22 protein-coding genes are annotated in these 25,026 nt (G+C 43.6%); 6 read left to right on the top strand and 16 right to left on the bottom strand.

Going from position 1 to position 25,026, the window contains the following annotated elements:
• Positions 1-5 precede the first annotated feature (5 nt).
• Genes NH399_RS06665 through yacG form a run of 5 tightly spaced genes read left to right on the top strand, consistent with a single transcriptional unit; the run spans position 6 to position 3,725 of the window.
• The gene (locus NH399_RS06665) at positions 6-1,259 is read left to right on the top strand and encodes a type II secretion system F family protein (RefSeq protein ID WP_253037925.1); all 1,254 of its coding nucleotides are present in this window, start codon (positions 6-8) and stop codon (positions 1,257-1,259) included.
• On the top strand, positions 1,259-2,143 hold the full coding sequence (locus NH399_RS06670) for an A24 family peptidase (protein WP_253037926.1): 885 nt from the start codon (positions 1,259-1,261) through the stop codon (positions 2,141-2,143). Before NH399_RS06665 ends, NH399_RS06670 begins: the two co-directional genes overlap by 1 nt.
• A 14-nt stretch (positions 2,144-2,157) precedes the next feature.
• Positions 2,158-2,754 (top strand): dephospho-CoA kinase, encoded by a 597-nt coding sequence (coaE, locus tag NH399_RS06675; RefSeq protein ID WP_253037927.1) that lies wholly within the window; start codon positions 2,158-2,160, stop codon positions 2,752-2,754.
• Positions 2,747-3,541: a cell division protein ZapD gene (gene zapD, locus NH399_RS06680; protein WP_253037928.1), complete on the top strand. Its 795-nt coding sequence runs from the start codon at positions 2,747-2,749 to the stop codon at positions 3,539-3,541. The genes coaE and zapD overlap by 8 nt, the downstream gene beginning before the upstream one ends.
• Positions 3,534-3,725, top strand: coding sequence for a DNA gyrase inhibitor YacG (gene yacG, locus NH399_RS06685; protein WP_253037929.1), 192 nt, complete (start codon positions 3,534-3,536; stop codon positions 3,723-3,725). The genes zapD and yacG overlap by 8 nt, the downstream gene beginning before the upstream one ends.
• Before the next feature lie 53 nt (positions 3,726-3,778).
• On the opposite strand, the gene mutT is transcribed toward yacG, so the two are convergent.
• The 3 genes from mutT to NH399_RS06700 all read right to left on the bottom strand — a co-directional run bounded on the left by mutT (position 3,779) and on the right by NH399_RS06700 (position 8,277).
• On the bottom strand, positions 3,779-4,162 hold the full coding sequence (gene mutT, locus NH399_RS06690) for an 8-oxo-dGTP diphosphatase MutT (RefSeq protein ID WP_253037930.1): 384 nt from the start codon (positions 4,160-4,162) through the stop codon (positions 3,779-3,781).
• A gap of 65 nt (positions 4,163-4,227) precedes the next feature.
• Complete coding sequence (gene secA / locus NH399_RS06695) at positions 4,228-7,017, bottom strand: preprotein translocase subunit SecA (protein ID WP_253037931.1); 2,790 nt, start codon at positions 7,015-7,017, stop codon at positions 4,228-4,230.
• A 324-nt stretch (positions 7,018-7,341) separates the two neighbouring features.
• Positions 7,342-8,277, bottom strand: coding sequence for a M23 family metallopeptidase (locus NH399_RS06700; protein WP_253037932.1), 936 nt, complete (start codon positions 8,275-8,277; stop codon positions 7,342-7,344).
• Between the two features lie 95 nt (positions 8,278-8,372).
• Between NH399_RS06700 and NH399_RS06705 the strand changes: the two genes are divergently transcribed.
• A complete protein-coding gene (locus NH399_RS06705; protein ID WP_253037933.1) occupies positions 8,373-8,696 on the top strand; it encodes a DUF721 domain-containing protein in 324 nt (107 codons plus the stop codon).
• 69 nt (positions 8,697-8,765) lie between these two features.
• On the opposite strand, the gene lpxC is transcribed toward NH399_RS06705, so the two are convergent.
• From lpxC to NH399_RS06770, 13 genes are all read right to left on the bottom strand, one after another.
• Positions 8,766-9,680: a UDP-3-O-acyl-N-acetylglucosamine deacetylase gene (gene lpxC / locus NH399_RS06710; RefSeq protein WP_253037934.1), complete on the bottom strand. Its 915-nt coding sequence runs from the start codon at positions 9,678-9,680 to the stop codon at positions 8,766-8,768.
• 334 nt (positions 9,681-10,014) lie between these two features.
• Entirely contained in the window at positions 10,015-11,157 is a 1,143-nt protein-coding gene (gene ftsZ / locus NH399_RS06715) for a cell division protein FtsZ (protein WP_253038153.1), read from the bottom strand.
• A 57-nt stretch (positions 11,158-11,214) separates the two neighbouring features.
• Positions 11,215-12,447 carry a cell division protein FtsA gene (gene ftsA, locus NH399_RS06720; RefSeq protein ID WP_253037935.1) on the bottom strand — a complete coding sequence of 411 codons (1,233 nt, stop codon included), beginning with the start codon at positions 12,445-12,447 and terminating at the stop codon, positions 11,215-11,217.
• Positions 12,448-12,455: 8 nt separating this feature from the next.
• Positions 12,456-13,337 carry a cell division protein FtsQ/DivIB gene (locus NH399_RS06725; RefSeq protein WP_253037936.1) on the bottom strand — a complete coding sequence of 294 codons (882 nt, stop codon included), beginning with the start codon at positions 13,335-13,337 and terminating at the stop codon, positions 12,456-12,458.
• Complete coding sequence (locus NH399_RS06730; protein ID WP_253037937.1) at positions 13,338-14,282, bottom strand: D-alanine--D-alanine ligase; 945 nt, start codon at positions 14,280-14,282, stop codon at positions 13,338-13,340.
• A 25-nt stretch (positions 14,283-14,307) separates the two neighbouring features.
• Positions 14,308-15,708, bottom strand: a complete 1,401-nt coding sequence (gene murC, locus NH399_RS06735) for a UDP-N-acetylmuramate--L-alanine ligase (RefSeq protein ID WP_253038155.1) — start codon at positions 15,706-15,708, stop codon at positions 14,308-14,310.
• 35 nt (positions 15,709-15,743) lie between these two features.
• Positions 15,744-16,844, bottom strand: coding sequence for an undecaprenyldiphospho-muramoylpentapeptide beta-N-acetylglucosaminyltransferase (gene murG, locus NH399_RS06740; protein ID WP_253037938.1), 1,101 nt, complete (start codon positions 16,842-16,844; stop codon positions 15,744-15,746).
• On the bottom strand, positions 16,841-18,028 hold the full coding sequence (gene ftsW / locus NH399_RS06745; RefSeq protein ID WP_253037939.1) for a putative lipid II flippase FtsW: 1,188 nt from the start codon (positions 18,026-18,028) through the stop codon (positions 16,841-16,843). The genes murG and ftsW overlap by 4 nt, the downstream gene beginning before the upstream one ends.
• Positions 18,025-19,368: a UDP-N-acetylmuramoyl-L-alanine--D-glutamate ligase gene (gene murD, locus NH399_RS06750; RefSeq protein WP_253037940.1), complete on the bottom strand. Its 1,344-nt coding sequence runs from the start codon at positions 19,366-19,368 to the stop codon at positions 18,025-18,027. The genes ftsW and murD overlap by 4 nt, the downstream gene beginning before the upstream one ends.
• 10 nt (positions 19,369-19,378) lie before the next feature.
• Positions 19,379-20,461, bottom strand: coding sequence for a phospho-N-acetylmuramoyl-pentapeptide-transferase (mraY, locus tag NH399_RS06755; protein ID WP_253037941.1), 1,083 nt, complete (start codon positions 20,459-20,461; stop codon positions 19,379-19,381).
• Positions 20,461-21,840, bottom strand: a complete 1,380-nt coding sequence (gene murF, locus NH399_RS06760) for a UDP-N-acetylmuramoyl-tripeptide--D-alanyl-D-alanine ligase (RefSeq protein ID WP_253037942.1) — start codon at positions 21,838-21,840, stop codon at positions 20,461-20,463. The genes mraY and murF overlap by 1 nt, the downstream gene beginning before the upstream one ends.
• Positions 21,837-23,357, bottom strand: a complete 1,521-nt coding sequence (locus NH399_RS06765) for a UDP-N-acetylmuramoyl-L-alanyl-D-glutamate--2,6-diaminopimelate ligase (RefSeq protein ID WP_253037943.1) — start codon at positions 23,355-23,357, stop codon at positions 21,837-21,839. The genes murF and NH399_RS06765 overlap by 4 nt, the downstream gene beginning before the upstream one ends.
• Entirely contained in the window at positions 23,350-24,975 is a 1,626-nt protein-coding gene (locus NH399_RS06770; RefSeq protein ID WP_253037944.1) for a penicillin-binding protein 2, read from the bottom strand. Before NH399_RS06770 ends, NH399_RS06765 begins: the two co-directional genes overlap by 8 nt.
• Between the last annotated feature and the right edge of the window lie 51 nt (positions 24,976-25,026).

The following is a 25,026-nucleotide window of genomic DNA, read 5'->3' on the forward strand; positions in this document are numbered from 1 at the left end:
TTTATATGGCTTTGCAAACAGCAGCAAAAAAACAATCAGGCAAACAAGCAGCGGCAAAAGTATCCACTTTTGCGTACAACGGTGTCGATAAAAAGGGTAAAAAAGTATCCGGCGAAATTATTGCGGACTCCCCGACTATCGCAAAAGCCCAATTGAGAAAGCAGGGGATTATTCCTCAAAAAATTCAAAAGAAATCGAAGTCTTTACTAGGCAGCAGCAAAAAACCGATCAAACCTGTTGATATCGCGATTATGTCGCGCCAATTAGCAACAATGATGAAAGCGGGTGTCCCCTTAGTTCAATCATTTGACATCATTGGTAAAGGGCACGAAAACCCATCGATGCAAGATCTGGTACTAGCTATCAAAGCCGATATCGAGTCAGGTACTTCCATGGGGGAAGCGTTACGAAGAAACCCCAAGTACTTTGATGATCTTTATTGTGATCTGGTTCTTGCAGGGGAACAATCCGGTGCATTAGAAAACATGCTTGACCGAATTGCTACCTATAAAGAGAAAACCGAAGCGTTAAAATCGAAAATTAAAAAGGCGTTATTTTATCCAGTAGCCGTTGTGGTTGTCGCCATCATCGTAACAGCAATTCTCTTGATCTTCGTTGTACCTCAGTTCCAGGAAGTATTTGCTGGATTTGGTGCTGAGCTACCCGCCTTTACTGTTATGGTAATCAACTTATCAGAGTTTATGCAGGAATATTGGTGGTTAATGCTCGCAGCCATTATAGCTTTTGGTTTTGCCTATAAAACAGCTCACCAAAAATCAGAAGAAGTCAGGAATGCCCAAGACAGAACCATACTTAAGCTTCCTGTAGTTGGTGATATTCTACACAAAGCTGCCATTGCTCGATTTGCTCGAACACTATCAACCACCTTTGCAGCAGGTGTACCTTTGGTGGAAGCTTTAGATTCAGCCGCTGGTGCTTCAGGAAACTATATTTATCGTACTGCCATCCTCAATATTCGTGATGAAGTCACAACAGGTACCCAAATGCACTTGGCGATGTCGAATACGGGTGTTTTCCCTAACATGGTCAACCAGATGGTAGCCATCGGTGAAGAGTCAGGTTCTATTGATGCCATGTTAGGCAAAATTGCAGACATCTATGAGCAAGAAGTAGATGATGCAGTAGACGGTTTAAGCTCGCTATTGGAACCACTCATTATGGCAGTATTGGGTGTATTGGTAGGTGGACTGATCATTGCTATGTACCTGCCGATATTCCAGTTAGGGGCCGTGGTTTAATGCAAATAATAGAAGTATTCCAAACCCAACCCGTAGTCTTCAATATTGTTATGTTAATTACCGGCCTTATGGTCGGTAGTTTTTTAAATGTAGTCATATACCGCTACCCACTCATGCTCTTTCGCGAATGGAAGGAAGAGTGCTTTGAAATGCTTGAAGAGTTTGGCTACAAAGTAACAGGCGAGAGCAACGATCCACGTCTCGTGGATGATAATTTTAATCTGGTAGTCCCACGCTCACATTGCAGAAAGTGTAAAAAGCTCATTCGCTTTTGGGAAAACATTCCACTCATCAGCTACTTGTTCCAAAGAGGCAAGTGCACTCAATGTGGTACTCCCATATCTTTACGCTACCCTTTTGTTGAGTTATTAACAGGTATTGCTTATTGTTGGATAGCCACTCAGTTTGGTTTCAGCTGGTTAACGTTAATTTATCTCGTTGTTATCTCCATCTTCATCGTACACTTCTTTATCGATATTGATCATCAGATACTTCCTGATCCCTTCACCTATATTGTCCTTTGGTTAGGGCTTGGCGCTGCAACTTTTGGACTGACCATTCCATTGCAAGATGCTGTTATTGGCGCTTTGGTGGGATATCTATCTTTGTGGACATTAAACGCCTTGTTCAAATTGCTACGAAAGAAGGATGGTATGGGAGCAGGAGACTTCAAACTATTTGCTGCAATTGGTGCGTTTGTCGGTTGGCAGTTCCTTCCTTTAGTTCTCCTAATGTCATCCGTTGTTGGAGCTGTATTGGGTATTATTATGCTGCGTTTACAGTCAAAAGGCTTAGAAACCAGAATATCTTTTGGTCCTTATCTAGCAACTGCGGGCTGGGTTACCATGTTTTGGGGTGATACAATACTGCAATACATTCGTTAATTATCGAGGCAAGAGTGTTAAGGATAGGACTGACGGGCGGAATAGGAAGTGGAAAAACCGCTGTTTCGGATTTGTTTCAATCGCTCGGCATCACTATTGTTGATGCCGACCTGGTTTCTCGAGAAGTCGTTGCTTCCGGCACAGATGCTTTAAAAAAAATAGCGCAACGTTTCGGCTCACACATTCTGGATGATGACGGACAACTCAACCGCTCAGAACTCCGTCAACACGTTTTCAATTCAGAAGATGATCTCAACTGGCTTAATGCACTGCTTCATCCATTGATTCGAGAAAGAATGGATGCGCTATGCAACCAGGCAACTAGCGACTATGTGATTATTGTTGTCCCTCTTTTAATCGAAAATGGTCTCGATAAAACCGTCGATAGAGTATTGGTAGTTGACGTTCCTGAATCATTACAAGTTCAACGCGTAATGCAACGAGATAATGTTGACGAATCTAACGCAAAAGCTATTCTATCAAAGCAAGCATCTCGCTCGGAGCGTTTGGCAAAGGCAGATGATGTTATCGAAAACAACGCATCTTTCGAAGCGCTTGAAGTACAAGTCAAACAACAACATCAATTTTACTTATCACTAGCCCATGACTGATACGGTTTCTGACATACTTTTTGAACACCCTCTAAACCAGCCGATGCGTAACTTTTTACGTTTGGAGTCCATGCTACGACACTTATCTCAATCCATTTTTGAAGGCACAAGAGATAATCATCAATCTGCTGTTTTAGTACTGATTAAACTCCTTGATACTCTGACTCGAGGAGACATTAAAGGCGAACTTATTAAAGAGCTGGAGATTCAGCAGCACCACTTTCAACAACTGGTCGACAATCCTGCAGTGGATAGCGTCAAGTTAAAAAACTTTCTTAAACAGCTAGAGAAACTCCATCACTGGGCTATCAATTCAAAGGGACGCATCGGCGATGAGTTAAGGCGACAACCATTTATTGAATCTTTAGTGAAGAAAGAAGGGTTACTGGCAGGGGCAACCTCTTTTGATTCGCCAGAGTTATGTCGATTTATCGCTCTGTCAGAAAAGTCTCGGAAAGAATATTTTAAGCAATGGATGACGCAACTTAATGGGCTGCGTACCAGTATTGAAGTATTACTGCGCTTAACTAGGGAGATGTCAGCTTTTGAGCCTGTTACGGCACCACTGGGTGACTATTTAATAGAAAAACCAGACCTAGGAGCCAGCTTACTAAGAATTGCTCTACCCGCTGATTCTCGTGTGTTTCCAGAAGTCAGTGCTGGCAAGCACAGAATTTCCATCCACTTTTATACCTTATCAACAGACTTGATAAAAAAGAAAGTTTCTGGTGAAATCCCTTTTAAATATGCCACTTGTGGTTGGAAAGTATCGAGTACTCATGAATAAAGAACTTATTGTCAGTTGTCCTACCTGCAAAAAATCCGTTGCCTGGAATGATCAATATCCCTACAAACCATTCTGTTCAGAACGCTGTCGCCTGATTGATCTGGGAGAGTGGGCAGATGAACAAAAGCGCATTCCTGGTGAAGACGCACATATCGATGAGAATCAAAAGCCTCAAGATTACTGAGGTTGAAGGATTAAAAACCATCTAAGAGTTAAATAAGATTGTTAGCTAAACTCCTAAGAGTTAGCTAACAATTTTTTGACCACCGCTTTATTTGCTTTGGGAAAATCTAACTCAGCAATGTCATTAAGCTCGAACCATCGAACTTCTTGTCCTTCGTTTCCTTTAGGCTCTCCATCAAATCCACGACTGACCAGAAATTCGATAGACACCTGTTTGTCGCCATAGTCAAACTCAACACGGTCAAAAAGCTCAGGCGCTTTAAGCGTAATATTGAGTTCTTCTTCGCACTCTCGAATCAGAGCTTGCTCTGAACTTTCTCCGGCCTCTTTTTTCCCGCCAGGAAACTCCCATTTTCCCCCCTGATGTTTATCATCAGGACGTAGGGCTAACAACACTTTATTTTTCTGCAAAATAATAGCAGCAACAACGTGAATCATAATGAAGCTCTAAAGATAGGATAAGAGAACCTCTCCTTCAGAATGAAGGAGAGGTGAATAAAAATTTATTTTAAACGACCGTGACACTGCTTGTATTTTTTACCCGAACCACAGAAACATGGATCATTACGGCCAATTTTTTCGCCCTCACGAACAAAGGTTTCTGGTCTTTGCTCAGCGGGTGCTGGGGCTTCACCTTCCGCTGCCATACCACCAGCAGCTTGATGTTGGAAGTCCATGCGCTTAGCTTCTTCTTCCAACGCACGACGACGTTGCTCTTCCATCGCCTCAACTTCTTCTTCGGTTCTAACCTGCACTTTGCACAGCATAGTAACCACTTCTTGCTTTAAGGAGTCGAGCATTTCAGAAAACAGCTCAAACGCTTCACGCTTGTATTCTTGCTTAGGATTCTTTTGCGCATAACCCCGTAAATGAATCCCCTGACGCAAGTGATCCATCGCCGCTAAATGTTCACGCCAATGTGTATCTAAGGTTTGCAATACAATGGCTTTTTCGAAATGTCTTAACGCAGGTGCGCCAGCAATTTCTTCTTTGCGTTGATAATCGTCATCAAATGCAGCAACGACTTTATCACGTAGCTTTTGCTCATCCATTTCATCGTCGGCATCTAACCATTCTTGGATACTTAACTCTAGACCAAACTCGAGTTTTAAATGCTCTTGCAATCCATTAATGTCCCACATGCTATCGATGCTTTGTGGTGGAACATAACCACTAATTGCCTGATTAATCACATCGCCACGGAACGCATTGGCGGTTTCAGAAATATCATCAGTCGCCATCAACTCACGACGCTGTTCATAAATGACCGTACGTTGATCATTGGCAACATCATCATACTCAAGAAGTTGCTTACGCATATCAAAGTTACGCGCTTCTACTTTACGCTGTGCATTCTCAATCGCGCGCGTTACCATTTTGTGCTCAATGGCTTCGTCTTCTTCCCAACCCAGTCGACGCAACATATTAATCATACGTTCGGGAGCAAAGATACGCATAAGATCATCGTCAAGAGACAAGAAGAATCGACTCAAGCCCACATCACCTTGTCGACCCGCACGACCACGTAGCTGGTTATCAATACGGCGAGACTCATGACGCTCAGAACCTAGAATAGCAAGACCACCGGCTTCCAGAACCTGATCCTGGCGCTGCTTCCACTCTTTTTCTAAAGCATCTACCGCCTCTTTAAACTCTGCACTGTCTTTGGCTGGGTGACCTTTTGCTTCCCACTTTTCTTCCAGTTCAGCAATTTCAGCTTTTAGGTTACCGCCTAAAACAATATCGGTTCCACGACCCGCCATGTTAGTAGCAATCGTCACGTTGCCAGGACGTCCAGCTTCAGCGATGATACCGGCTTCTTGTCCGTGGAATTTTGCATTCAATACTTTGTGATCAATTTTTTCTTTCTTTAATAGCGTAGAAACCAACTCAGAAGACTCGATTGAAGCGGTTCCCACCAAGACGGGCTGACCTTTCTCCTGACACTCTACAATTTGCTCAATAAGTGCTTTGTATTTAGCTTCTTGCGTCAAGAAAACTAAATCAGGCATATCATCACGTGCCATCGGGCGGTTGGTTGGAATAACAATTACTTCCAATCCGTAGATCTGTTGTAATTCTGGCGCTTCAGTATCAGCGGTTCCTGTCATACCCGATAGAGTGTTATAAAGGCGGAAGTAATTCTGGAAAGTAATCGATGCCAGTGTTTGGTTTTCTTTCTGGATCTGCACACCTTCTTTTGCTTCAACGGCTTGGTGCAAACCATCAGACCAACGACGTCCAGCCATTGGACGTCCAGTGTGTTCGTCAACAATAACGACTTCACCGCCACGAACCATGTAGTCGACATCTTTCTTGAATAGAGTGTGCGCTCGTAAAGCCGCATTAATGTGATGCAGCAGAGCGATGCTTTGAGGCTGAGCACTGTATAAAGACTGACCTTCTTCCATCAGTTTCTTCTCAACCAGTAACTCTTCTACACGCAACTGACCATCTTCAGTCAAATGAACCTGGCGACTTTTTTCGTCAATAACATAATCGCCTGCCTCTTCGACAACTTCTTCTTCACCTTCGCCAGTAGAAACTTGTTCTTTCAGCAAGGGGATCAGCTTGTTGATTTCTTGATATTGCTCCGAGCTGCCTTCGATAGCACCCGAAATAATCAAAGGCGTACGCGCCTCATCGATTAAAATAGAGTCAACCTCATCCACGATGGCAAAGTTTAATTCGGCCTGAACTTTCTCTTCCAGGTCAAACGCCATGTTGTCGCGCAGATAATCAAAACCAAACTCATTGTTGGTTCCGTAGGTAACATCTGAGCCGTAGGCTGCTTTTTTCTCTTCGTGATTTTGCCCTGATAAAATGACACCGACACTCAACCCCATGAATTCATAAAGCGGGCGCATCCAGTTAGCATCACGCTCTGCGAGGTAGTCATTGACAGTAATAATATGAACGCCTTTACCAGAAAGTGCATTCAGATAAGCGGGAAGTGTTCCAACCAGCGTTTTACCTTCACCCGTACGCATCTCGGCAATGTTACCTTCGTGCAATACAATTCCGCCCACCATCTGAACGTCGAAGTGACGCATTTTCATCACTCGAACACTGGCTTCACGTAAAGCAGCAAAGGCTTCTGGCAATAGAGAGTCGAGAGTTTCTCCGTTAGCAACGCGTTGACGAAAATCTTCGGTCTTCGCTTTTAACGCATCATCGGATAATTGTTGATATTCCGGCTCTAATGCGTTGATGGCATTAACTTGCTTTTGAATTCGTTTCAAAATGCGCTGATTTCTGCTACCAAAAATTTTGGTTAAAAGTTGCCCTAACATAGAAGTTCTCTTATTTTATAAATTATTCGCCAAGCGCTGGAAACACTAAAGGATGCGGAATTGTACCCCTAATAAATCCTAAGGTAAAACGCCGTTTCACTTGAAACAGCTGGATTAAGACATGGGGATGAATCTGAGAAAATCAAGCAAACCCGTTGAGGTAAAAATTACTGACTTGCCTGCTTTTCGTTGAAGCTCTCTATTGTGACTAAAATAGCAGCAATCGCGAGGTGAGAAGTGCAAATAGCTTAATCAAAATAGCCTGTTAAAACTGATAATCAGTAACAAAGGTAAGGCTATTTTAGCCTCACCTAAACTATCCAATTATTTTGCTTTGCGATTTACATAGCGCAAAGGATTAATTTGCTTACCATCTTTGATGACTTCGTAATGAACATGAGCACCGGTAGAACGCCCAGTATTGCCCATCAGTGCTACCTTTTGTCCTTTGCTGATCACAGCACCTTCTTTCACCAAGATCTCTTTGCTATGTCCGTAGCGGGTAACATAACCATCCCCATGGCTGATTTCGACCAGCAAGCCGTAACCATAACGCTCCCCAGCATAAGTCACAACACCCGCCGCAGTAGAGATAACAGGCGAACCTTCATCACCCGCAAAATCAATACCCGCATGCCAGGCAGGACGCCCACTAAAAGGATCATTACGACGGCCATAAAAAGATGACATCCAACCTTTTTTGATTGGACGACCAGAAATATAGCGCTCAACGCCCATGTGCTTATCAAGAACTAAAGATTCCAACGCAGATAGCTGCTGCTCACGATTGTTTAGCTGATAATCCAAATCATCTAGCATGGAAACAAAATCAGGAACCGATGTTTGTTTATGAATATCCTGAAGAGACTCAGGACCACCAATAGCAGGTGTATTATTAAAGTTAAATTCGTCAGCATCGAGGCCAGATACAGCAGCCACGCGAGCTCCAGCCGCATCCAAACGACGGACATGAGCTTGAAGAACCCCCAAACGGGCTGTTAAAGCATTGAGTTGCTGCTGAGAATTTTCTTTGGCGTTGTGAAGAATTGTTTTTTGTTGCTCAAGCTGTAGTCGCCAGCTTTCAATGGTCTCGTTATCAACACTGGCGATATGCCCCTGATAGCGGGCAAACATATAACCGCCAGCACCCGTCACCACAGGCAAAAGAACCGCTAAAATCGCAAAGGTCCAGATCCCACCGGTCCGTACCTTAATACTTCTCATTCCACGATTAGAACGATGTAAAATAGTAAAACTCATTATCTCTCTACCCTGTGTGTTGATTCATGCAACATCTTTTTATTGTTATAATTTGCCAAGCCTACATCTAATTTGCCGCATAAGCCGTATTACGAATGACTAAAAAGCGCCCACAAACGTTAAATACCATTACCGATAACGCCACAGGCTCTCTTCGGTACTTGCTTGATAATATCAACAGAATCAAACAGTTGGACAAAACGATAAAGTCATTTTTACCAGACAACCTAACAGAACATTGTCACGTAGTGAACTATCGAGACAGTCGCTTAGTTCTCGGTGCCCATGCAGCGGCTTGGGCAACCCGACTCAAATTTGAAACCCCTCAGCTGCTGTCTCAACTGCGTCAAAATGGCTTCGCGGGCTTGAAAGGCATTGATATTATAATAACGCTTAACTCAATACCAGAAAGTAAGTAACTCTTAAGTATATAAAAAAACGCCAAAGTATCCACTTTGGCGTTTTTTTAACCTCACATTCTAACGTAACTAAACAGAGAGAATGGGGTTCATAATATAAGAGATTGGTGCGGCACTCGCATCTTCAAAAGTTACCGTCTCCCATGCCTCTTTATCGGCAATCAATGCTCGTAGCAATGCGTTATTAAGAGCATGGCCTGACTTAACACCAGAGAATGCGCCGACTAAGCTATTGCCTAATAAGTACAAATCACCAATGGCATCAAGGATTTTGTGCTTTACAAACTCATCATCGTAACGCAAACCATCTTCGTTAAGCACACGATAGTCATCCATTACAATGGCATTATCTAAGCTACCGCCCTGCGCCAGGCTTTTAGAACGTAAGTACTCAATATCGTTCATAAAACCAAAGGTTCTCGCACGGCTAACTTCTTTTACGAATGAGGTGCTAGAAAAGTCAACACATGCTGTTTGTGGGCGATTTTTGAAGACCGGGTGATCAAAATCGATAGAGAAAGAAACTTTAAAGCCGTCAAAGGGCTCGAAAACAGCTTTCTTGTCGCCATCTTCAACAACAACACGTTTCTTAATACGAATAAATTTTTTCGCTTTGTTTTGCTCTTCCACACCTGCAGATTGGATAAGGAAGACAAAAGGACCGGAGCTACCGTCCATAATAGGAACTTCTGGAGCAGATACGTCGATATAGGCATTATCAATACCTAAACCAGCCATAGCTGCTAATAAATGCTCAACGGTTGAAATACGAACATCGCCTTTCACTAAGCAGGTTGATAACGTGGTATCACCTACATTTTCAGGCTTCGCGTGGATTTCTACAACGGGATCGAGATCAACTCGACGGAAAACGATTCCTGTATCAACAGGTGCAGGCCGTAAAGTTAAGTATACTTTTTCGCCTGTGTGCAGGCCAACACCAGTCGCTCTAATTGCAGTACGTAAGGTGCGTTGTCTTATCATTAAGTTGATACTCCGATTGTTTTCTGGAGGTTCCATCTCGGCGTGATCCATGAAGGGCCAACATGCTACCAGATATAACGCTTGTTTGAAAATCTTTTTAGTTCATTTTTTACTCAATTCACCAAACCAGTCACATTTTATGCCAATTTCTTCAATTAGTCGCTAGCAAATGACTGCCAGCACTAAAAAACCTCAAAATGAAATACACAACATTAAAACCTTCCCCTAGAACCAAATCAATGCTCACAACTGAGCAAAAGCAGACCGTAGAAGGGGACGATCTGCCTTTATTCCGACCTGAGAGCAACTGTCGGTTCAGTCAGGAAATGTTAGATTAATCTGCCTGCTTTCTTAAAAATGCAGGAATATCCAGATAATCCATGTCGCTTCCTACCGCTTGTTTGCTGTCTCCGCCATTCTGCTGACGTAAAACTGTAGGTCGGTCAAGCTTCTGGTAATCCGTCGAACCATCAGCTTTTGTGGTATTGGCAGAGGCCACTAGCTTTACTGAGCCTTCATCATCTTTGCTACCTAAACCTGTAGCTACCACTGTGACTCTCAATTCATCATTAAGTTCCGCATCAATGGCAGTACCCACGACAACCGTCGCTTCGTCCGATGCAAAGTCCTGAACGATGCTACCAACTTCAGCAAACTCATCGATGCTCAAGTCTTCACCACAAGTAATGTTGACCAGAATACCGCGAGCGCCTGCTAAATCCACATCTTCTAACAGTGGGCTTGCCACAGCAGTTTCTGCCGCTACTTTAGCTCGAGTTTCGCCAGATGAAATACCTGTTCCCATCATTGCCATGCCTTTTTCTGACATAACAGTACGAACGTCGGCGAAGTCAACATTGATCAAACCAGGGCGTGTGATCAACTCAGCAATACCTTGTACCGCACCGTGTAATACATCATTCGCTGCACGGAACGCTTCTGTTAACGCTTTACCTTTTAAAACGCTTAATACTTTGTCATTAGGAACAATGATCAAAGAATCAACGTGACGGCGTAAATTTTCAATCCCTTCTTCCGCCACTTTCATACGCTTCTTTAATTCAAAGAAAAACGGCTTAGTAACAACAGCAACTGTCAAAATGCCCATTTCTTTGGCAATTTCTGCCACCACAGGAGCAGCACCGGTTCCTGTTCCACCGCCCATTCCAGCCGTGATGAAAACCATGTCGGTATCACCTAATACTTCCTGGATACGTTCACGATCTTCCAGTGCAGCCTGACGACCAACCTCTGGGTTAGCACCAGCACCTAAACCTTTGGTGATGCTGCCGCCTAACTGAATAGTTGTACGTGCATTAGAACGACTCAACGCCTGCGCATCCGTATTGGCACACACAAACTCAACGCCGTCGATATTAGCACTTAGCATGTGCTCAACAGCGTTACCGCCGCCTCCGCCCAGGCCAACCACTTTGATAACAGCCGATTCTTGGCAGTTATCGACTAGCTCAAACATATTTGGCATGTCTAATTCCCCTTCTTTCATGTTTGCTCTTTCTATACTCTAAAAATTTTAAAATCCGCTAAACCAGTTTTTCATTCGCTGTACAATGGATGAAAAACCACCTGATTCTTCTCTATCAAAATGCGTCTCGCGACTTTGCTGATGACCGTACAATAACAATCCAACCCCAGTTGCATAAATCGGATTACGGACCACATCAGCCAGGCCTTTCACATACTGAGGCATACCTAGACGCACTGGCATGTGGAACACTTCTTCAGCCAGCTCAATCAGGCCTTCCATTTTGGAAGAGCCGCCAGTCAGAACAATGCCCGCAGGAATAATTTCTTCAAAACCACTGCGACGCAATTCTGCTTGAATTAAATTAAATAACTCTTCGTACCTGGGTTCTACAACTTCAGCCAAAGTTTGTCGCGATAAACGACGAGGGGCTCTCTCTCCCACTCCAGGTACTTCAATCGTATCTTCTAACGAAGTTAATTGTCGTAAAGCACAAGCGTACTTAATTTTGATATCTTCAGCGTGTTGCGTCGGTGTTCGCAAGGCAACCGCAATATCATTAGTGACCTGATCACCCGCAATGGGAATAACCGCCGTGTGGCGAATAGCACCTTCGGTAAAAATAGCTATATCAGTCGTTCCACCACCGATATCAACCAAACAAACGCCTAACTCTTTTTCATCTTCGGTCAGTACCGAATAAGATGAAGCAAGTTGCTCTAAAATAATGTCGTCAGTATCCAACCCACAACGACGTACACACTTAATAATATTTTGAGCGGCACTGACAGACCCAGTTACCATATGAACTTTTGCTTCAAGACGCACACCCGACATACCAATAGGCTCACGAATGCCTTCTTGATTATCGATAATAAACTCTTGTGGCAATACGTGCAGGATCTTTTGGTCAGCAGGAATCGCAACCGCTTTTGCTGCATCGATAACTCGCTCTACATCCTGAGCATTCACCTCACTGTCTCTTATGGCGACGATGCCATGAGAGTTCAAGCTATTAATATGACTACCTGCAATACCAGTAAAGACAGAATGAATCTGGCAGCCCGCCATTAACTCGGCTTCTTCAACAGCGCGTTGTATCGATTGAACCGTTGATTCGATATTAACAACGACACCTTTTTTCAATCCTCGAGATGGGTGAGAACCAATACCGATAATATCTATTTGTTCACCAATACCGACTTCGCCCACAATAGCAACGACCTTGGATGTGCCAATATCCAGTCCAACAATTAATTTTTTTTCTGGTGACTTAGTCATAATTTTCTCTAAATGGCCTCCGTTGCGATGAACTTATTAGCTTTAGCAACTCGAGTCATGGAGGACTCCTCCTGCCAACCAATCGCGGCGCCCGACTGGTAACGCAAATCCACATAAGCAATTTTTTGTTGTTGATGTTTATTCATTTCTTTTAATAGAGCAAAAAAACGTTCCATACGTTCAGTTAATTGCTGATTACCCAGATATAGATGAACCCCATTTGCCAAGGTAATCGCCCAGCCATTTTCTGCTTTAAACTGCAAATGTCGTATTTCAAATTCTGTCGAAGGAATTTGCTCCGAGAAAAAATGATACATATCCAACAAATCTTTTAACTCTCCAAACTCACCTTCTAACAAAGGCAAATGACCAAACAACGCAATATTGTCTGGCTCAAAGACCGTACCCTGCAAACTGATCAAACGTTTATTATTTAAGTTCAACCAAGGCTCATGCTCAGAAATTTCAACTAACAAGGTTTCTGGCCAAACTTTACGAGCGACAGCTGTCTTAATCCATGGATGTGACATTAAAACTTCAGCCGCTTCATTCACATCAAGCCCAAAGAAGCCATCACCTAACTTTTCTTTTAAAAACTCTTCCAACTCAATCGCTGCAACATATTGAGCATCGCTATCAATAGCGACTTTCCAGTTTCTATCGTCGGTTTCAGAAGACTCCTCAGCTTCTACTGTCGGCTGCGCGTCTGCAACAACCTGAAACTCAACACTCTCCCACCATGACAACAAAGGCGCATAACCGAAATAAATACCAACAATAACGCTACTTAAGACACAAAAAGACGCCACAAATGCCAGCGCCTTGCCAGCTTTTGTCTGCCCTTTTGGTTCTACTGTAGTCGCCATGCGGCGTTTATTTTTTGTCATCATTTACCTGTTTACAGCGGTCTCTAAAATCTTCAATACCAAATCACCGAAAGAGACTCCCGCTTCTGCTGCGGCTTTCGGAACAAGACTCGACTCGGTCATGCCAGGAACAGTGTTAGCCTCCAGTAACATAAACTGTCCGCTTGCCTCATCACGAATAAAGTCAACTCTTCCCCAACCTTGGCACCCAAGAGCAGAAAAAGCCGTTTGCGCTAACTCAGCGATCTCTTTTTCTTCCTCAGGGTTTAAGCCACTGGGGCAAAAATATTGAGTTTCGTTCGAGTGATACTTCGCTTCGTAGTCATAAAACTCTCTGGGCGTTACCATCGAAATACTGGGTAATGCTTTGTTACCGAGTATCGACACCGTATATTCTTTGCCAGTAATAAAAGACTCAACTAATACTTCATCATCGTATTTTTTGGCCTCGATTAGGGCAGCCTTTAAACTATCAAGAGACGTTGCCTTATTCATGCCAACGCTAGAGCCTTCACGAGAAGGCTTCACAAATACAACAGGTCCGAGGCGAGCAACCAAACGTCTGACAAGCGCATCATCGACAACAACAGATTGATCTACGAGAGTATGATTAGCTACTGGCAATCCCATCGCCTTCCAAATCATCTTGCTTCGCCATTTATCCATCGCGATAGCCGATGCGGAAACACTACTTCCTGTGTATTTAATATTTAAAAATTCCAATGCAGCCTGTATTGTACCATCTTCTCCCCCCCTTCCGTGAAGAGCAATCCAAACATTTTTTACATTTAATGCTTTTAATTGCGTTAACTCCTGTTCAGAAGGATCGAATTTTATACAATCAACACCCTTTTTTCGCAGCGCATTGAATACCGCTTCACCCGAACGAAGTGACACTTCGCGCTCAGCAGAGTGCCCGCCCAGCAATACGGCAGTCTTACCAATCTGTGAAATATTCAATTCGCTCATGTTTATCTTTTTCTCTTTCTCAAACTTAACGCTTTAAAATCGTATTTTTTTCGCTGGCCCATTGCTTTGCAATGCGACCAATATCGCCAGCACCTTGTGTCAGAACCAAATCGCCGTTTTGTGCAACACCACTTAAGATTTCAGCCAATTTCTCTTTCGAATCTACATAGATAGGATCTAATTGCCCACGTTGACGAATGCTGCCACACAATGACTTGCTGTCTGCTCCTGTAATAGGCTTTTCGCCCGCCGGATAAACATCCATCAACAACAAAACATCGACATCAGAAAGAACCGAAACGAAGTCATCGTACAAATCTCGAGTACGCGTGTATCGATGCGGCTGATAAATCATAACCAGACGTTTATCAGGCCACCCTTCACGAACTGCATCAATGGTTGCTTTCACTTCCTTAGGATGGTGACCATAGTCATCAACGACTTCTACTTCTCCATTCTCAATTGGGAACACACCCAATGAATGGAAACGGCGACCAATACCTTCGAAGTTTAACAAGGCTTCTTTAATGGCATCTTCTTTAACACCTTCTTCGATTCCCACAGCAACAGCGGCCAAGGCATTGAGCACATTGTGTTTGCCCGGCAAATTCAGATCGAGTTGCATCGGACGAGAAGAATTCTTACGCCACACTTTAAACTGACTGATATGCCCGACCTGCGTGAAGTCAGACGCACGATAGTCGGCTTTTTCGTTAAATCCATAAGTCACATAAGGACGCGCCACTTCGGGCAAAATTTCTTGAACAATCGGATCATCAACACAAAGGACTGCTAGCCCATAAAAAGGTAGATTGTGTAAGAACTCGACAAATGCTTGTTTCAAGCTATTAAAATCACCACCGTAAGTTTCCATGTGATCAGCATCAATATTGGTGATCACAGAAACCATTGGCTGCAAATGTAAGAAACTCGCATCACTTTCATCAGCCTCAGCGATGAAATAACGACTGTTACCCAATCGAGCATTACTTCCCGCACTGTTTAGAACACCACCAATCACATAAGTTGGATCTAAATCACCACGTGCGCAGATGGTAGAAATCAAACTGGTAGTCGTGGTTTTTCCGTGCGTGCCTGCAATTGCAATTCCGTGACGGTAACGCATTAACTCAGACAACATTTCGGCACGACGAACAACAGGGATTCGACGAGTTCTTGCAGCTTCTAACTCTGGGTTTGTACTTTGAATCGCTGTCGAGACAACAACAACATCTGCGCCCAATACATTGTTAGCAGCATGACCAAATACAATGTCTGCACCTAAGCGGCTAAGGCGGTTAGTTACAGGTGTTTCCTGACGGTCCGAGCCCGAAATGTCGTAGCCCTGATTTAATAGAACTTCTGCAATACCGCTCATACCAACACCACCAATTCCAACAAAATGAATACGTCGAATACGTCTCATCTCTGGAATAGGAAAATGTTTATTTTTCTGGTTGTTCACGCGGCTTTACTCCCAATCACTTCTTCACAAATAGCAACTATGTTGTCTGTTGCTTCCAGTTCTGCTTGTTGTTGTGCCATTTTGGCCATACTGTCTAATGTCGTTGGTTGTTCGACCAACGACTGAATGTGTTTACTTATTTCACTAATATCACTTTGCGGAACCAAAAACGCGGCTCCTTTATCCGATAAAAATCGGGCATTCATCGTTTGATGATCATCAACCGCCCATGGGTAAGGCACAAAAATCGCTGGTTTGCCCATTGCTGCAACTTCAGACACTGTCAAAGCACCAGCTCGACAAATAACAAAGTCACAATCACTGTAGGCTTGATCCATGTCGTGAATGAATTCTGTCACAGTTACCAGTTTTTTACTTTGTACTTCGTCACCATATTGTTGACTTACTGACTCGAAGTTTCCTTTGCCAGTTTGATGTACGACTCGAATATCATTATTTTGAATCCATTCAACCAACAGCTTTGGTAATTCATCATTAAAGATTTTCGCGCCTCGACTCCCACCAACGATTAATAGACTTAATGGTTTGGTCACCGTTTTTGCTTCTGAGTTCTTAACCCAGTCAATAATATTCTTGCGCAAGGGATTCCCTGTTGCCTGGGTAGCCTGTGTTGCTTTAAAAGCGCCAGCAAACGCTTCACATACGGTGTTAGCCCAACGCGCCAAAATACGATTCGTCAAACCAGCGGTCGCATTTTGTTCATGAATAATAAGTGGCTTACGCGCGATCCCCGCAGCAAACCCACCAGGGCCACTGGCAAAACCGCCAAAACCAATAACCAGCTGAGGCTGAGTTTTACGAACAATCGCTAACGCTTTAGAGATTGCCGAAATTAATCGAAAAGGCGCTTTAATTAATTCAAGCATGCCTTTTCCACGCAAACCTTTAATAGGCAACAAATGCAACGTGATATTGTCGTCAGACACCAACTCTTGTTCCATGCCACCGACAGAACCTAGCCAATGAATGCTGTAGCCTTTTTCTATCAACGCATGAGCAACAGCCAATCCAGGAAAGATGTGTCCCCCTGTTCCTCCGGCCATGACTAAAATATTTTTTGTAGAAGAAGTACTCACTCAACCTTCTCCTTCTTTGATTTTTTGGGTTTCTTTTTCACTGTTTCGCTGCTGCTAGCGGCCATTACCGTTTCGTAATGCACTCGAAGCAAAATGGCAATAGCCACACAACAGATAATTAAGCTGTTACCGCCATAACTAACAAAAGGCAGTGTTAAACCTTTAGTGGGTAAGGCTCCACTGCTGACGCCAATATTGACCAATGCCTGAGCCGTCAGCCAAATGCTAATACCGTATCCAAGGAAAGCAGCATAAGATTGCTCCGCCTTCAACGCTTCTCGAGCGATCTTCATACCGCGGAACAATAACGCGGCAAATAGTATCAGTACGATTATTACACCGATAAAACCGAACTCTTCGGCAAAAACCGCAAACACAAAATCGGTATGAGCTTCGGGCAAATAAGATAACTTTTGGATACTGTTCCCCAAACCTTGTCCAAACCAGTTTCCGCGTCCATAAGCCACCAGCGACTTAGTTAACTGATAACCGGCACCATAAGGATCTTGCCAAGGGTCAAGAAAAACCATCAACCGCTTCAAACGATAAGATTGACTAATTGCCACTCCGAACAAAGCGACACCAACACAACCGCTCAATACAATAAACTGCCACAGCTTAGCGCCAGCTAAAAACAACATGGCTAACGCCGTAAAAGTAATAACGGCAGCCGCACCAAAATCCGGCTCTAATACTAGTAATACCGTTATCAAGCTAAGTATTAATAGAGGTTTAATAAATCCTCGAATTTGAGTTTGCAGTTCATCAGAACGGCGAACTAAATACCCAGCCATATAGGTGATAACAAAGAGCTTAACCAACTCAGACACCTGCAGAGTTGCGGGGCCGAGAGCGATCCAACGACGACTACCATTAACAGTTTTTCCGACAACTAAAACTGCCACCAACAGTACAATACTCAGTACGAGTAACCATGGCCCATACTTGCGCCACATCTCGATAGGGATAGCCAAAGTAACGAATCCGGCTATTAACGCTATCATTAAATAAATGAAGTGCCGCTGAATAAAATAAAAGCTGTTACCAGGAACATTTTTTTCTGCATAGGGAATAGATGACGATACAATCATCACGCAACCCAACGCCAACAACACCATTACGATAGCGATGAGTTTATTGTCGATACCTTTAAAATAGTCAGGTGTCATTGCAGCAGAACTCATGCCTTGCCTCCCTGAACCAGAGAAACAAAGTGCTCACCACGTTGCTGATAATTCTTATACATATCAATACTGGCGCAGGCTGGCGAAAGTAAAACATAGTCGCCTTCATTGGCTGCTTCTTTTGCTGCCGTGACAGCTTGCTCCATGTTGGTTACCTGGCGACATAATGTTTCGGGTAACAAATGACTAAACAAACCAGCATCTTTACCAAACACCCAACATTGACTCACATTCTTTTGAATAAGCTCAGCCAGCTCGTCAATATCTGCGCCTTTAACGTCACCACCAGCAATCAGATATAAAGCATGCTTTTGTGAGCGGAAACTTTTAATGGCTGCTTCAGCAGCACCTGGATTGGTTGCTTTAGAATCATTAATCCAGACAATGCCATCTTCTGTTAGTACACGCTGACAGCGATGTTCCAATCCGGCATACGATGCCAAATGTAGACAAAATGTTTTCAGCTCCGAAATTCCCAAAGCATCTGCAACGGCAATGCATACAGCAAAGTTGTATCCATTATGAGCACCTTTTAAAAGGGTGTCGTTTTCGCTTAAGAACGGTTTGCCCTTTTGCTGAATCTCAAAACCGTCGACTCCAGAATGAACGTGCCAATCAGAATCCTCTGTCAGCCCAACACTGGTTACTTGACCAGATACATCCTGAGGATGGGTAGCAGAATCCTCGATGTTATAAATAGCATGCTCGGCATTGCGATAGATTCTGCGCTTTATTGCAGCATAGTTTTCTACCGTATGATGGCGATCAAGATGATCTTCTGAAACGTTCAAAACAACAGCGACTTTAGCTTTTAATGAGTAAGTACTTTCTAGCTGAAAACTTGAAAGCTCAAACACGTATAGCTCAGGCTGAGGTTGCAACAACAAATCCAACACAGGCGTACCAATGTTGCCAGCAACCAGAGTTTTAATTCCCGAGCGATTCAATGCATAACCTAATGCATCACAAACGGTACTCTTACCATTAGAGCCTGTGATCGCAACGATAGGTGTCGAACATTCATCAACAAAAAGTTCAATGTCACCAACGATTGAAATGCCTTGCTCTTTAGCAGCTATTAAAGCTGGAGTATTTAAATCAACACCAGGACTCACAACAATTAGCCCAGCGGTTGATATAACGGTTTGATCGAGTCCGCCAAGCTTTAACTGTTCTGCACCAAAGGTTTCAATAAATTCCAATGCAGCAGGTGGCTTTTCTCGAGTATCCAGCATCAAAAACGGCAACTGCTTGCGTTGACAATAACGCGCGCACGCCATGCCCGTTAGCCCAAGGCCAACAATCATGACGGGATTTTTTTGCGTTATTGCTTCAAACATAAATCGATGATTACCTGATTTTCAACGTTGCTAAACCAACCAGCACCAGCACTACCGAGATAATCCAAAAACGTACGATCACTCGTGGCTCGGGCCAACCTTTTAGTTCATAGTGGTGATGTAATGGCGCCATATTAAAAATTCGCCGGCCAGTGAGCTTAAACGAGCTCACCTGCAAAATGACAGATACCGTCTCCATAACAAACACGCCGCCCATAATGACCAGAACCAGTTCTTGACGAACAACCACCGCGATAGAACCTAATGCAGCGCCAAGACCTAAAGCACCCACATCGCCCATAAAAACTTGCGCGGGATACGTGTTAAACCATAAAAATCCGAGACCGGCACCGACAATAGCGCCACATAAAATAACCAGCTCACCAACCCCGGCCACATAAGGAATCGCTAAGTAGTCCGAGAACTTAACGTTACCCGTTAGATATGCAAAAATTCCAAGAGCGCCGGCAACTAATACGGTTGGCAGAATGGCTAGACCATCCAAGCCATCGGTTAAGTTAACCGCATTACTGGTGCCCACAATGACAAAGTAGGTCAAAAGAATAAACATTACACCCAGCTCAATAGCTACGTTCTTAAAAAATGGAACGATTAACGTTGTCTCTTCGACCGATTGAGCGGAATAAAACAAGTAGAATGCCGCAGCAAATCCACAAACCGACTGCCAAAAGTACTTCCATCTAGCAGGCAAACCCGTTGGATCTTTTCGAATTAGTTTTCGATAATCATCGACCCAACCAATAACTCCAAATGATAAAGTTGTCAGTAACACGACCCATACAAAACGGTTTTCTAAATCGCCCCATAGCAATGTAGAGAGAGCGATAGCGATTAATATCAAAGCCCCACCCATCGTCGGCGTGCCGGCTTTAGATAAATGAGTTTGTGGTCCATCGGTTCTTACCGTTTGACCAATTTGATAATGCGCCAGTTTGCGGATCATGATAGGTCCGACTATTAGAGAAATACCTAACGCCGTGATAATGCTTAGGATTCCTCGAAACGTCAGATACTGAAAGACGTTAAACGCAGACATATATTGTTGTAAGTATTCTGCAAGCCACAATAACATTATTGTGTTCCCCCTGATTGAGTATCAGCCCAGCTCAAAAGTTGTTTAACAACCTCTTCCATGTGAGCACTGCGTGAGCCTTTTAACAAAACCGTTCCTTGTGATTGTTGTAGTTTTTCTATAACCCATTGCGTCAGTAATTGACGCGATGAAAAATGAACAGCATTGTCCCCAAAAGCATCAGTTGCAAATTGACTTAACACACCAACTGATAATAAATAATCAATACCTGCCTGCTTGGCTTTAATTCCTGCCTTAGCATGATATTCGCGAGCTTCTTCGCCCAGCTCAGCCATATCACCGATGGCCAATATCTTGATGCCATCAAATTGTGAAATCACATCAATAGCGGCAATTAACGATGAGTAATTCGCATTGTATGTATCATCAACAATACGAACACCAGCGGTAGGTTGATATACCTGAAGACGTCCACCCACTCCGTTAAACTTTTCTATAGCGCTAACAATGGTTGTTAATGGAATATCTAAAGCAACACAACAAGCAGTAGCCGCTAAAGCATTGTTAACGCTGTGCTCACCCGGTACCGACAACCTAACAGGCAGTTGTTGCTCATTAACATGTAAGGTGAACGAAGCGAATGCCGTTGCGTCTAGAGAAATATCACTCGCAGTTACTTGTGCTCCTTCTGAACGACCAAATGTCAACGAAGGACATTCAATTTTATTCAACCAGAAGTCAGCAAAAGCATCATCACGATTAATGATTGCCACACCCGTTTTAGGATCGAGGCTATTAAAGATCTCTCCTTTAGCATCGGCGACGCCTTGTAGATCGCCGAACCCTTCTAAATGAGCGGGCGCTACATTATTAATTAACGCGACATGGGGCCGGGCAATATCCGTTGTGTATGCAATCTCACCCGCGTGATTAGCACCCATCTCGATAACGCCAAACTCGTGTCCAGCTTCTAGCTCGAACAAAGTAAGTGGAACACCAATGTCGTTGTTAAGATTGCCTTTTGTTGCCAGCGTATCACCACACTCAGACAAAATTGCAGCAATCATTTCTTTTACAGTGGTTTTACCGACACTTCCAGTTAACCCAACAAATTGAGCCGACGACTTTTCACGTACCAAGCGAGCGATATCGCCTAATGCTTTACGACAGTCAGCAACTACCACCTGTGGCACACCAAAAGCAACTTCATGCTCAACAACCAGTGCCGAAGCTCCACCATCAATAGCGTCTTGTAAGAATTCATGAGCATCGAAATTTGCGCCTTTAAGGGCAACAAAGAGTCCACCATCACATGAAGCTCGCGTATCAGTGATGACTCGATTCACAGAGGTTTCAGCAACTCCAACCAAACGGCCTTTTGTCGCAGCAGTGATATCTTGCAAACTTAAAGAAATCATACGCTCCTCCTCGCCAATGCTTGTTCTGCCGTTTCGATGTCACTGTAAAAAATCTTTTCTTTTCCGATCACTTGATAGTCTTCGTGACCTTTACCCGCCAACAGAATCACATCACCAAGATGAGCTTTATCGATGGCGTAATCGATAGCCTCTTTTCGCTCAGCAATGTAAGGAATAGCATCCGGCTTTTTGGTGCCAGCACGCATCTGTTCAATAATAACTTCTGGTGCTTCTGTTCTTGGATTGTCGTCGGTAAAAATTACTTTGTTAGCAAGCTTTTCTGCTACTCTCGCCATCAGTGGACGCTTACCGTTATCTCGGTCTCCACCGCAACCAAAAATGCACCAAATTTTTCCACTGCAATGCTCACGAACAGCGAGTAATGCTTGCTCAAGTGCATCTGGCGTGTGTGCGTAATCAATAACTATCAAAGGCTGCTGTGATTGTTGAATCAGTTGCATACGCCCTTTAACAGATTCAAGTCGATTCACTATATCCATTACGGCAGGCATCTTTTTTAGCTGAATACCTAAAACCGCAATCGTCGACAACAAATTGTAAAGATTAAACCCACCAATAAGCGGAACCTTTAACTTGCCCGAGCCCCATGGAGAGTGCACCGTCGCACTGATTCCAGAAAGAGTCAGTTGAACATTTTCAACCCATAACCACTGACTTAAATCAGCACCATTAGCAGGCTCATTGATAGAAATAAATAACTTATTCGCCGTTATGCTGGGATCTTTTTTCAGCTGACGTCCAACGCGATCATCCGCATTAATGACCGCCCATTTTAATTCTGGCTGCAAAAATAATTGTTTCTTTGCATCAGCATAGGCTTCCATCGTTTGATGATAATCCAAGTGATCACGGGTTAAATTAGTAAACACTGCAGTGTCAAACTGAATAGCTGCGACACGATGCTGTACCAAACCATGAGAAGAAACTTCCATCGCAGCCTGATGACAATTTGCATCTACCGCAGCGGCAAGTTCCTGCTGAATGCGAATAGGATCCGTTGTTGTATTTTCACCAGGTTGTTGATTTCCGTAGCGACCGTAACCCAGTGTGCCTAACACCCAGCACGCACCATCAAGCAACGAAAACGCTTGCGCAATAAGTTGCGCGCAACTGGATTTGCCATTCGTTCCAGTAATACCCACAACATTCATGCTGCGAGAAGGATGGCCAAAGATCTCTCCACAAATAGCACTTAAACGTAATGACAGATCAGGCACCAAAAAACACGCGATGTTGGCTTCCTGACATGACGCCAATACAGACTCATCTAACTCATTGGCTTCACAAATAATCAGAGAAGCCCCCGACTCAACCGCTTTGGGAATAAATGTTCGACCATCAAGCGAATATCCGAGGCACGCAACAAACGCATCACCACTTTCTACTTTACGACTGTCTAACTGAATTTCTTGTACCACAACACTGGTGTTGCCTGACCATACAGAACAATCACCCCAGTGCGAAAAAACTTGATTAAAATCGATAACTTTAGCCATGATTTTTGCGCTCCTTTACAACTTGAGCTACATTTTCTTCTTTTTTATCAGGCGCAATATTAAGCAGACGTAATGCTTTTTCTGCAACATTGGCAAAAACAGGGGCAGCTACATCGCCGCCGTAATAAGCATCACCCGCCGGTTCATCGATAAATACGACCATGGCAATCTTAGGTTGGCTGGCAGGAGCAATACCGGCAAAAAACGTCATATACTCATCACCGTAACCGCCTTTTACTGCTTTTCTTGCGGTGCCTGTTTTACCTGCAACACGATAAGATTCCAAAGAGGCAGAGATTGCCGTACCACCATCATTTACTACGGTTTCCATCATAGAAATAACTTGCTGAGCAACTTTTTGTGAAAACACCCGCTCTTCAGATAGAGGTTTGTCTGTCTTTAAAAAAGAAATGTCGCGTTTAACGCCACCACTACCTAAAGTCGCATAAGCTTTTGCCAACTGCAAAGGCGTAACCTGCATACCGTAACCATAAGATAAGGTCGCTTTTTCAAACTTGCTCCAATTAGGACGGATAGAAAACTTCCCAGAACTTTCGCCAGGAAATCCGCTTCCTGTATCAATGCCAAAACCTAACTTATAAAACACATCCAAAAACACATCATCTTCAAGTGCCAGAGCTAATTTGCTCACCCCAACATTGCTCGATTTTTGCAACACCTGAGTAACCGATAAAGGACCAAGATTACGATAATCCCGCACCCAGTTACGGCCCACTCGGAATCGACCTGGCGTTGTAGTAATCACGGTTCCTGGACGAACAATACCAGCTTCAAGAGCGGCAACAACGGTGAATGGTTTGGCCGTTGAACCGGGCTCAAACATATCGGTTACCGCCCGATTACGAGTGAACTCTGGTCGACGTAAATCACCTCGATTAGGGTTATAGGATGGTTGATTAACCATCGACAAAATCTCGCCCGTATCAACATCAATAATCACTGCGCTACCTGCACGAGCGCGATGACGCAGTACCGCGGCTTTTAACTCTCGATAAGCATAAGCCTGAATACGAGAATCAATACTCAGCTGAATATCTTCGCCCGTTTTGGCTTCATCAACGATGCCTTTGTTTTCAATCACTCGCTGGTGCAAATCTACAACAACTTTTTCTTTACCTGGCGTGCCAGACAGTTGTTCATTAAAAGCGCGCTCAATGCCTTCGAGCCCGCGCGAGTCAATGCCAGTGAATCCCAGTACATGAGCATTAATTTCGGCTGTTGGATAGTAGCGTCTTTGCTCTGCTTGCAAATAAACACCAGGGATTTTCAGTCGATTAATAAATTGTGTTTGTTCAGGACTTAACTGTCTCTTTAGCCAGATAAAACGTTTGCTGCGTTTCTGTTGTATCAGAGCATTAAGATCCGCCAACTTCATATCCAGAACAGAAGCTAACTTTTGCCAATCTTCACGATGAAAGACATCCGCATTGGATACTAAAACTTTAGGATCGGCCCACATAGAGCTGACGGGAATACTACGAGCCAGTTCAGTGTTATTTCGGTCAATAATTAAACCGCGACGAGTATTAATGCCTTTTAATTTGATGCTGCTTGAATCGGCAACATGGTTGAGCACTTCTGATTTATAAATTTGCAAATAAGCCGCTCTTGCCGCCAACCCAATAAACGCGCAGGAAAATACACTTAA

The organism is Pleionea sp. CnH1-48 (assembly GCF_024124665.1).
Classification (GTDB): Bacteria; Pseudomonadota; Gammaproteobacteria; order Enterobacterales; family Kangiellaceae; genus JAMXSB01.

What these genes read in the sequence shown, in the direction of transcription:
- NH399_RS06665 (WP_253037925.1), top strand. Translation starts at nt 6, where the DNA reads ATGGCTTTGCAAACAGCAGCAAAAAAACAATCAGGCAAACAAGCAGCG.
- NH399_RS06670 (WP_253037926.1), top strand. Translation starts at nt 1,259, where the DNA reads ATGCAAATAATAGAAGTATTCCAAACCCAACCCGTAGTCTTCAATATT.
- zapD (WP_253037928.1), top strand. Translation starts at nt 2,747, where the DNA reads ATGACTGATACGGTTTCTGACATACTTTTTGAACACCCTCTAAACCAG.
- yacG (WP_253037929.1), top strand. Translation starts at nt 3,534, where the DNA reads ATGAATAAAGAACTTATTGTCAGTTGTCCTACCTGCAAAAAATCCGTT.
- mutT (WP_253037930.1), bottom strand. Translation starts at nt 4,162, where the DNA reads ATGATTCACGTTGTTGCTGCTATTATTTTGCAGAAAAATAAAGTGTTG.
- secA (WP_253037931.1), bottom strand. Translation starts at nt 7,017, where the DNA reads ATGTTAGGGCAACTTTTAACCAAAATTTTTGGTAGCAGAAATCAGCGC.
- NH399_RS06700 (WP_253037932.1), bottom strand. Translation starts at nt 8,277, where the DNA reads ATGAGTTTTACTATTTTACATCGTTCTAATCGTGGAATGAGAAGTATT.
- NH399_RS06705 (WP_253037933.1), top strand. Translation starts at nt 8,373, where the DNA reads ATGACTAAAAAGCGCCCACAAACGTTAAATACCATTACCGATAACGCC.
- lpxC (WP_253037934.1), bottom strand. Translation starts at nt 9,680, where the DNA reads ATGATAAGACAACGCACCTTACGTACTGCAATTAGAGCGACTGGTGTT.
- ftsZ (WP_253038153.1), bottom strand. Translation starts at nt 11,157, where the DNA reads ATGTTTGAGCTAGTCGATAACTGCCAAGAATCGGCTGTTATCAAAGTG.
- ftsA (WP_253037935.1), bottom strand. Translation starts at nt 12,447, where the DNA reads ATGACTAAGTCACCAGAAAAAAAATTAATTGTTGGACTGGATATTGGC.
- NH399_RS06725 (WP_253037936.1), bottom strand. Translation starts at nt 13,337, where the DNA reads ATGATGACAAAAAATAAACGCCGCATGGCGACTACAGTAGAACCAAAA.
- NH399_RS06730 (WP_253037937.1), bottom strand. Translation starts at nt 14,282, where the DNA reads ATGAGCGAATTGAATATTTCACAGATTGGTAAGACTGCCGTATTGCTG.
- murC (WP_253038155.1), bottom strand. Translation starts at nt 15,708, where the DNA reads ATGAGACGTATTCGACGTATTCATTTTGTTGGAATTGGTGGTGTTGGT.
- ftsW (WP_253037939.1), bottom strand. Translation starts at nt 18,028, where the DNA reads ATGAGTTCTGCTGCAATGACACCTGACTATTTTAAAGGTATCGACAAT.
- murD (WP_253037940.1), bottom strand. Translation starts at nt 19,368, where the DNA reads ATGTTTGAAGCAATAACGCAAAAAAATCCCGTCATGATTGTTGGCCTT.
- mraY (WP_253037941.1), bottom strand. Translation starts at nt 20,461, where the DNA reads ATGTTATTGTGGCTTGCAGAATACTTACAACAATATATGTCTGCGTTT.
- murF (WP_253037942.1), bottom strand. Translation starts at nt 21,840, where the DNA reads ATGATTTCTTTAAGTTTGCAAGATATCACTGCTGCGACAAAAGGCCGT.
- NH399_RS06765 (WP_253037943.1), bottom strand. Translation starts at nt 23,357, where the DNA reads ATGGCTAAAGTTATCGATTTTAATCAAGTTTTTTCGCACTGGGGTGAT.